Origin of the sequence: Microbacterium sp. ISL-103 (genome assembly GCF_018613995.1) — a bacterium.
Taxonomy (GTDB): domain Bacteria; phylum Actinomycetota; class Actinomycetes; order Actinomycetales; family Microbacteriaceae; genus Microbacterium.
This window is the reverse complement of record NZ_JAGGPD010000342.1, coordinates 1-2,510: the sequence shown is the minus strand read 5'-3', so window position 1 is coordinate 2,510 and position 2,510 is coordinate 1. Positions and strand designations below refer to the sequence as shown.

General features: G+C 65.9%; 4 protein-coding genes. All 4 read right to left on the bottom strand.

All coding sequences use genetic code 11. The features are described 5' to 3' along the window. Positions 1-76 precede the first annotated feature (76 nt). Positions 77-784, bottom strand: coding sequence for a ribonuclease HII (locus J7E68_RS12775; protein ID WP_215173171.1), 708 nt, complete (start codon positions 782-784; stop codon positions 77-79). Then, positions 781-1,515 carry a signal peptidase I gene (gene lepB / locus J7E68_RS12770; RefSeq protein WP_215173169.1) on the bottom strand — a complete coding sequence of 245 codons (735 nt, stop codon included), beginning with the start codon at positions 1,513-1,515 and terminating at the stop codon, positions 781-783. Before lepB ends, J7E68_RS12775 begins: the two co-directional genes overlap by 4 nt. 117 nt (positions 1,516-1,632) lie before the next feature. Continuing rightward, positions 1,633-1,980 carry a 50S ribosomal protein L19 gene (rplS, locus tag J7E68_RS12765; RefSeq protein ID WP_215173167.1) on the bottom strand — a complete coding sequence of 116 codons (348 nt, stop codon included), beginning with the start codon at positions 1,978-1,980 and terminating at the stop codon, positions 1,633-1,635. A 179-nt stretch (positions 1,981-2,159) separates the two neighbouring features. Further along, positions 2,160-2,510, bottom strand: a 351-nt coding sequence (locus J7E68_RS12760; protein WP_215173160.1) for an MFS transporter permease, incomplete at its 5' end; no start/stop codon positions are given.

Here is a 2,510-nt window from a genome sequence, read left to right as displayed (position 1 = left end):
GATATTCGCGGAACAGCGCCAGCTCTAGCTCGCGGTCGTAGTCGTCGAAGGCTTCCTCATCCATGATGTGTCCATCCTAGAGTCGACGGCTCGTCAATGCCGCACGCACGCTCGGAACGGACGCCCAGAAGAGCGTCGGGACATCGGCGATCGCCCACGATGCGCGGTGGTGCGGCGAAAGGCCGAGACTGCGGATCGCGTCACGATGCTCGAGGCTCGCGTACCCCTTGTTCCGGTTCCACTGATACGCGGGATGCCCTTCGTGCAGCTCTGCCATATAGGTGTCGCGCGCCACTTTCGCGATCACCGAGGCCGCCGATACGGACGCACAGTCGCGGTCGGCTTTGATCACCGGGCGGACCTGCAGCGCCACCGGGTGGACCGCCGAGACGTAGTCGTGGTTGCCGTCCAGAATCACGACCGCTCCGGCCACCGCCACACCCTGATCGACCACGCTCTGAACGGCTCGAGAGGCGGCGAGTCCGAGAGCCCGCATGATGCCGACCTCGTCGACCTCCGCCGCACTCGCCCACCCGACCCCGGATGCCTGCACCCAGGCAGCGGCCCTGGCGGCGACATCGGGGCGACGCTTCTCGGTGACGAGCTTCGAATCTCTGAGCCCTTCGGGCACACGACGTCGGGAACCGGCGGCGTCCATCACCGCGGCTCCGACCGCGACAGGACCGGCCAGTGCCCCCCGGCCGACCTCATCGAGGGAGATGACGAGGTCGCACTCGCTCAGGAGCCGGCGCTCCAGCGTGAGCTTCGGCGCGACGGCCGTCATTCCGCGTCCGGCACGCCGTTGAAGCTGTCGTGGTGGCCGTCGATCGCGCCCATGCGATCGAAGGGCCACGTAGTGAGGAATGCGCGTCCGACGACGTTCTCGAGGGGCACGAACCCGCCACTCGGGAGGTCTTGATGCGCTCGCGAGTCCCGCGACCGGTCGCGGTTGTCGCCGAGCATCCAGAGCGATCCTTCGGGAACGACGACGTCGAACGGCTCGTTCGATGCCGCTGTGTCGCCGTTGGGCAGGTTGAGGTAACTCAGCTCGTCGATCGGCGCTCCGTTGATCGTGATCTGTCCGAGTGCGTTGCAGCAGACGACGTGATCCCCCGGCAGCCCGATCACGCGCTTGACCAGGTGGTCCTGCGAATCCGTCGCCGAGATGCCGACGACATTGAGGGCCCAGTCGAGAGCCTCGATCAGAGGGGGCTGCGCCGGGGTCTGCGGAACTGCGTCCAGCCAGCCGCCCGGATCCTTGAAGACCACCACGTCGCCCCGCTCGTAGCCGGTCCAACGTGGGGTGTGCTCGTCGACGAGGATGCGGTCCTTCACGAGAAGGGTGCGTTCCATGGAGGCGGAGGGAATGTAGAACGAGCGCACGACGAAGGTCTTGACCACGAACGACACCAGTGCGGCGATGACGATGATCACGAGGACGTCGCGCAGGAAGACCAGGAATCCGCGACGCCGCTTCGTCGGAGGCGTGGACGCGGCGGCGGAGTCAGTCGTCATCAGGTTCCTTCACAGTCTCGCACCGCTCGTGGACGGCACTAACAAGGGTCGCACACCCCGGGGAGAACACAGCACCCCGGGACATCGTGTCCCGGGGTGCTGTGGAGAACCTGCGCGTCAGTTGAAGCGCTTCTCCTTGATCTTCGCCTTCTTGCCCCGCAGCTGGCGGAGGTAGTACAGCTTCGCGCGGCGCACGTCACCACGGGTGACGACCTCGATGTGGTCGATCACCGGGGAGTGGACCGGGAAGGTACGCTCGACGCCCACCTGGAAGCTGATCTTGCGGACGGTGAAGGTCTCGCGCACACCATCGCCCTGGCGGCCGATGACGACACCCTTGAAGACCTGGATACGAGAGCGGCTGCCCTCGGTGATGTTCACGTGCACGTTGACCGTGTCACCGGGCTGGAAGACGGGAACGTCTGAGCGCAGCGAGGCTGCGTCGACGGCGTCGAGGATCTGCATGATCGTCTCTCTCTGCACTCGCCTCAGGTCGGATGCATGATTTTGGAAGGAACAAGAATGGATGTGTGCTGAACGGAGCCGAAGCGTCCGCGGGATCCCCTGAGGCAGAACCGGTCACGGCACAAACACTCATTCTGCCATGGATGCGGCAGTGCACCAAAACGTCGCGAGTGAGGATCTCAGTCGCGCGCGTCGCTCTCTCGGACGACGAACACCTCGGGCGCCCGCGTTTCGGGCGTCGGCTCATCGACGCCCGGCACCGTCGACCAGGCGATGGTCTCGCGCAACCGCGCGCCGCTTCCCTTGGCCTCGTTCCACAGCTGCCACAGCTGCAGCCACACGAGCCCGATGCCGACGACGATCGCGGCCGTCAGAAGCCATCCGAACGCGCCGTCGATGAAGAATCCGACCGCGATCGTGAGCCCATGCCACAGAGTGAACCCTCCGACGTCCCACCAGGACACGGCCCGGTCACTGCGAACGGACGGTCGCGACCGCGTCAGGAGAGTGAGCAGCAGCTGCCCGACGAA